Annotated in this window: 6 protein-coding genes; 1 reads left to right on the top strand and 5 read right to left on the bottom strand. The window is 73.2% G+C overall.

Going from position 1 to position 5945, the window contains the following annotated elements; all coding sequences use genetic code 11:
• The 4 genes from CA984_RS42075 to CA984_RS42060 all read right to left on the bottom strand — a co-directional run.
• The coding region (locus CA984_RS42075) for an ABC transporter transmembrane domain-containing protein (protein WP_341351764.1) at positions 1-923 on the bottom strand (923 nt) is incomplete at its 3' end.
• Positions 920-2659, bottom strand: coding sequence for a thiol reductant ABC exporter subunit CydD (gene cydD, locus CA984_RS42070; RefSeq protein WP_086578909.1), 1740 nt, complete (start codon positions 2657-2659; stop codon positions 920-922). The genes cydD and CA984_RS42075, both read right to left, overlap by 4 nt.
• Positions 2660-2677: 18 nt before the next feature.
• Positions 2678-3445 (bottom strand): cytochrome d ubiquinol oxidase subunit II, encoded by a 768-nt coding sequence (locus tag CA984_RS42065; RefSeq protein ID WP_086578908.1) that lies wholly within the window; start codon positions 3443-3445, stop codon positions 2678-2680.
• A 10-nt stretch (positions 3446-3455) separates the two neighbouring features.
• Entirely contained in the window at positions 3456-4640 is a 1185-nt protein-coding gene (locus tag CA984_RS42060; RefSeq protein WP_086578907.1) for a cytochrome ubiquinol oxidase subunit I, read from the bottom strand.
• Between the two features lie 157 nt (positions 4641-4797).
• Between CA984_RS42060 and CA984_RS42055 the strand changes: the two genes are divergently transcribed.
• Positions 4798-5127 carry a PadR family transcriptional regulator gene (locus tag CA984_RS42055; RefSeq protein ID WP_031161345.1) on the top strand — a complete coding sequence of 110 codons (330 nt, stop codon included), beginning with the start codon at positions 4798-4800 and terminating at the stop codon, positions 5125-5127.
• A 42-nt stretch (positions 5128-5169) separates the two neighbouring features.
• Here the strand turns inward: CA984_RS42055 and CA984_RS42050 are convergent.
• Positions 5170-5945 (bottom strand): permease prefix domain 1-containing protein (locus CA984_RS42050; protein ID WP_341351763.1); only part of this gene is annotated, 776 nt, incomplete at its 5' end.

Raw genomic sequence — 5945 nt, 5'->3', positions numbered from 1 at the left:
GCCGCGGGGTCGGTCACGGCGGGCGGGGTCGCGCGGACCTCCCGGAGGCGGCGCAGGGCGGCGAGCACCCCGGTCAGCCGCTCGCCGGCCGCGGCCATCGGCAGCACCGGCTCGAACGACACCAGCGAGGTCAGCGCGAGCACCGCCGTGGCGACCGAGCCCGCTCCGGAGTTCTGCGCGACCAGGACGATCGCCAGCACGGTCAGCCCCTGGGCGAGCATCCCCAGCCCCGTGGCCACCGCGTTCCCCCGGGCCTGCCGGCGCTCCAGCGCAGCCAGCCGGGCGTCGGCTTCGGCGCAGGCCGCGAGCGCCCGGTCGCCGGCCCCGTAGGCGGCCAGGTCGGCGGAGCCGTGCACCAGGTCGGCGACCCGGGCGGCCAGGTCGGCCCGCGCGGGGGCGATCCGTGCCGACCAGCGCCGGGCGGCGGCGGCCGTGCCGGCCGGGATCAGCACTCCGGCCACGGCCAGCCCGGCCAGCAGCACCAGCGCCGCCGCCGGGAGCAGGAACAGCGCGATCACGACGGTGGTCACCGCTGTGACCAGCGCCGCCACAGCCGGCAGCAGGCAGCGCACCAGCAGGTCCTGGGCCGCGTCGGTGTCGTCGACCATCCGGCTGAGCAGGTCGGCCCCCCGGTGGTTCAGCGGCCCGGCCGGGATGAGCGCCTGGTACAGCCGCTCCCGGGTCGTCGCCTGCGCCCGCAGCGCGACGTCGTGCCCGGCCAGGCGCTCGCCGTACCGGAAGACGCCCTTGCTCGTCGCGAACGCCCGGACCCCGACGATCGCCACGCTCAGCGCCGCCAGCGGCGGCTGCTCGGCGGCCCTGGTGATCAGCCACGCCGCCGACCCGATCAGCCCGAGCCCGGCCAGCTCGGCCGCGGCCCCCGCCGCGGCGGCCAGAGCGATCCGCCCACCTGCCCGGTTCACAGCGCTCCTCCGTTCTTCTCCGCCGAAACGGCGCTGACGGCCAGGTCGTCTCCGGGGCGGGACGTCCGGCCGGACCCCGGGACGGCCGGACGGTCGGACACCACGCGGCCGTCGGCGATCCGGATCACCCGGTCGGCCAGGTCGATCATCGCGGGCCGGTGGGCCACGATCACGGAGGTGCGGCCCTCGGCGAGGTCGCGGGTGGCGGTCACCACCGCGCCCTCGCTGCGGCCGTCGAGCCGCGCGGTCGGCTCGTCGAGCAGCAGGACGTCCGCCGACGGCCGGCAGAACGCGCGGGCGAGCGCGACCCGCTGCCGCTGCCCGGCCGACAGGTTCGCGCCGCGCTCGCCGAGCACCGTCTCGTATCCCTCGGGCAGTGCCGCCACGAACTCGTCGGCGTACGCCGCCTCCGCCGCCGTCCGGACCTGGTCGGCCGTCGCGCCGGGGGAGCCGAGCCTGATGTTGTCGGCCACCGAGGTGGCGAACAGGTGGGGCCGTTGCGGCACGAACGCCAGCCGCCCGCGCCAGGCGTCGAGGTCGGTGAGCTCGACGCCGTCGATCAGGACCCGGCCGGCCGTAGGGGGGACGAAGCCGAGGAGCAGGTGGAGCAGGGTGCTCTTGCCCGCGCCGCTCTCGCCGACCAGTGCGACCCGCTCACCGGGCGCGATCACCAGCGAGACGTCCTCCAGCGCGGCCTCCTCGCGGTCCGGGTAGCGCACGGTGACGTTCTCCAGCCGGATCTCCGGCGTCGTGCGCCGGCGCGTGCCGGCGCCGGACGCCCGCTCACCCCGCGCCGGACGCTCGGCCTGCCCGTCCAGTACGGCGAAGGCCTGGTCGGCGGCGGCGACCCCCTCCATCGCCGCGTGGAACTTGTTGCCCATGTTGCGCAGCGGCAGGTAGGCCTCGGGGGCGAGCAGCAGCACCAGCAGCGCGATCGGCAGATCCAGCGAACCGGACAGCAGCCGCAGTCCCACCGGCACGGCGACCAGCGCCAGTGACAGCGAGGCGGCCAGCTCCAGCACCAGCGACGACAGGAAGGCCACCCGCAGCGTGCGCATCGTCGCGTCGCGGTGGGCGTCGGCGACCTGCTGGATCACCCCGGCCTGGAACCGGGCACGGCCGAAGGCGCGCAGCGTCGGCAGGCCCCGGACCACGTCCAGGAAGTGACCGCCGAGACGGGCCAGGGCCTGCCACTGCCGTTCGGTGACGGCCTTGGTGTGCATGCCGACCAGCGCGCCGAAGATCGGGATGAGCGGGAGCGTGACCAGCACGATCACCGCGCTGGCCAGGTCGGCGGTGAACAGCCGGACGAGCACGGCGATCGGCACGACACCCGCCACCGCGGCCGCCGGGAGATAGCCCGACAGGTAGGGGTCGAGGGCGTCCAGGCCCCGGCCGGTCAGCGTCACCAGCTCGCCGGAGCGGTGGGAGGTCAGCCGGGCCGGGCCCAGCTCCTGGAGCCGCGACAGCAGCCGGCGGCGGAGCGCCGACTTCACGCCGGTGCTCGTGCGACCGGCGGCGACGCCCTGCGCCAGGCTCAGCGCCGCCCGGACGCCGACGACCAGCGCCAGGAAGACCAGGGCCGAGGCCGCGAACCTCCCGGACAGCACGCCGGCCAGCAGCTCCGCCTGGACCAGGACGAGCAGTCCGGTGACGACCGCGGCGGCCAGGCAGAGAGCCAGGTGGCGGCGGACGGCCCGCTCGCTCAGGGCAAGCCGTAGGAGATCCTTGTGCATGCGAACCTTTGAAAAGCCTCAGAAGAACGACGGGATCCTGTCGGCCGCACGCCGGGGATCGAACGTGCGCCACACCCATACTTGCGCGCCCAGCATGAGCGGCGCGAACGGCAGAATCATGACACTCAACACATTCAGCGTCGCGGAGGGTGCGATGTGTTCCAGCAGCCACGGAGCGAGTACGGCGAGCAGCACGGCGACGGGCAGGGCGGCGACGCCCGCCGAGGCCAGCAGCGCCCCGCCGGTCCGGCTCGCGCCGGTCACCTGACCGGGCAGCCGCCAGGAGAGGAAGGTCCAGCCGTGGAAGGCGAACGCCGCGGCGACCACCAGCCCTCCGCCGAGACCGGGCAGGCCGATCGGCGGCCCGGACAGGCCGCCGGCCATCGCGACCAGCGCCATGCCCCAGCTCAGCGCCAGGCCGTACGAGCCGAGGCAGATCATCCAGTCCCAGCCCGCCCGCCAGGCGTGGCCGTCGAGGCGGCGGCGGAACCACAGGCCGGCGTCGCGCAGGATCCACGAGACGAGCAGGGTCACCACCAGCGGGTAGAGACCGGACAGCACCTCTCCCTCGATCGAGGGGAAGGCGCCGAACAGCACGCCCGCCACGGCCACCAGCCAGACCTCGTTGGCCAGGACGAAGGGCGCCATGGCGGCGACGACGCGGTCGCGGTCCGGCTGGGTCCTGCCCAGCGCGGGCAGCAGCATGCCCACGCCGATGCCCGAGCCCTCCAGGGCGAAGTAGCCGACCAGCAGCAGGGCGAACACGCCCGTCCAGAGGATGTCCACGGGCTTCTCCCTAGAGGCTCAGCGCGTGCGCGCGTTCGGTGGAGTCGGCGGGTCCGTCCGCGCCGAGGGTGACGGCGGCGGGTCCACGCCGGACGGTGCGGGCGATCAGGAGGTAGTCGACGACCGCGAGCAGGCCGAGCACGCCGACGAAGCCGACGAAGGACAGGGTGATCATCCCCTTGGTGAGGCCCGGGGACATGGCGTCGGCGACGGTGAGCCTGCCGTGGACCAGCCACGGCTGGCGGCCGACCTCGCGGGCCAGCCAGCCGAGGATCGCGGCCAGGAAGGGCAGCGGGGTGATGAGCATGAGGATCGGGTGCGCCCAGCGCCAGCGCGGCAGCCAGTACACGGTGGGCAGCAGGACGAACATGATGAGGGCCTGCAGCAGCTGCCCGATCAGGATCATGAAGCCGAGCCCGAGCCCGGCCAGTGGCGTGCCGTTGAACTTGTCCGGCTGGAACAGGGAGACCGGGCCGAACTGGGCGTAGCCGAAGCCGACCGTGACCAGCGAGCCGACGAAGGCGGCGACCACCCCCAGGCGGAGCGAGCCAGTGAAGAACTCCCGGTCGGCGGTCCGCCTGAACAGGTGGTAGGCGCTGGCCCCCATCACCACGAACCCGCCGGTCCACAGGCCCGCGCCGAGCACGTGGGGGAGCGCCATGGTCAGCATGGGGTTGGTGACCAGTGCGCCGAAGTCGGTCAGCACCAGGTGGCCGCCCCGCTCCACGGCTCCCGCGGGGTTCTGCAGGAACGAGTTGGCCACCATGATCCAGAAGGCCGAGACGTAGGCGGTCAGCGTCACCAGCCAGATGCACGCCAGGTGGAGCCACCTGGGCAGCCGGTGCCAGCCGAAGATCCACAGGCCCAGGAAGGTGGACTCCAGGAAGAAGGCGCCGAGCGTCTCGATGGCGAGCGGCGCGCCGAAGACGTCTCCCGCGTAGTGCGACAGGCCGCTCCAGCTCATGCCGAACTGGAACTCCATCACCAGGCCGGTGACAATGCCGAGCGCATAGTTGATCACATAGATCTGGCCCCAGAAACGGGTCATCCGCTCGTGCGCCGGCCTGCCGGTCATGGCGTGGCGGGTGTGCATGATCGCGACGAGGGGGGCCAGGCCCAGGGTCAGCACGACGAACAGGAAGTGGAGACTCCCCGTCACCGCGAACTGCGTCCGAGCCAGGTCGAGCACGTCCATGGTGTCACCTCCATTGTTATGTCTGTCTACCTGTAGACACTCTACATGTAGAGCGTCTACAGGTAGAGTGCCTATAGGAGAGGTAGGGTGACACCGTGAGTGAGCGAAGCGAACGGGGCGGCGGGACGGTGTCCGCGCGCCCGGCACGGGAGGCCGCGTGAACACCGACGCGCTCCGCGGGCACATGGACGCCCTGCTGCTCTCGGTGCTGGAACACGACCCCCTGCACGGTTACGCGATCATCGAGGCGCTGCAGGAGCGCAGCGGAGGCGCGCTGAACGTGCCGACCGGCACCGTCTACCCGGCGCTGCGCCGGCTGGAGCAGGCGGGCTACCTGGCCAGCGAGTGGGCCACGGTGGGCGGGCGCAAGCGGCGAACCTACCGTCTGACCTCCTCGGGCCGTACGGCCCTGGCGGGGGAGCGCTCCGCCTGGCGGGAGTTCGCCGGCGCGATCGGCAGCGTGCTGGAGCCGCGCGTCACACGGTGACCGTCGGGGCCGCACATCATGTGGCGGCCGCGAGGCCGTGCGTCACACGGTGACGGGACGGCGCCGGGTGAGGCTCACGCAGCGGGCCGCGCAGTACAGCTGCAGCAGCATGAACGTGTAGCTCACCAGCCCTACGCCGATGCCCGGCGGGTAGTCGGAGAAACCGGTGGGGCCGTGCGAGCCGTACGTCAGCGCCGCGCCCAGGGCCAGCGTGACCGGCAACATGAGCCAGACGAACACGGCCAGCGACCGGGTGATGATCCTGGGGCGCCGGATCCGGCGCAGCCCGCGCCCCAGCGCGACCAGCGCGAGCGCGCCGAGCACCCCGGTCAGCATCTGCAGGATGTCCAGCCCGCGGGCGACCGGCACGAACCAGCCCGGCCTGGCGGCGTAGTCGGCAACGTCGGCCGGGAAGATCCGCCAGATCACGGACCACATGAGCGTGGTGAGCGGCATGCTGAGGAAGAGCAGGGCGGCCAGCCTGCGGCCCGCCGAGATGGACAGTTCCTCCTGGTAGCCCGGCGCGATCTCGCTGATCGGACCGAACTCCTCGACGGCGACGCGCTCGGCCTCGGCCCGGTCCAGCCCGTCGCCCTCCAGCGCCTCGGCGGTGTCGAGCAGGCTGTCGCGCGCCTCGGTGACCATGTCGAGCTTCGGACCCCTGGGGCCTTTGAGAGTGCGGCTGAGCCGGGTCACGTAGTCGTCGATGACTCCGGTGCTCGCCATGTTCTCCCCAGCCGTGTGATCCCCCTTGAGGGTGTTCGCCCCCCCATCCTGCCCTCCGGGCGGGACCGGCGCATCGGGGACCACCCTGATAA

It is taken from the genome of Streptosporangium minutum (genome assembly GCF_002149035.1).
In the GTDB taxonomy this organism is placed as follows: Bacteria; Actinomycetota; Actinomycetes; order Streptosporangiales; family Streptosporangiaceae; genus Streptosporangium; species Streptosporangium minutum.
Note: the sequence above shows the minus strand (reverse complement) of the source record. Positions and strands in the feature narration are given on the sequence as shown.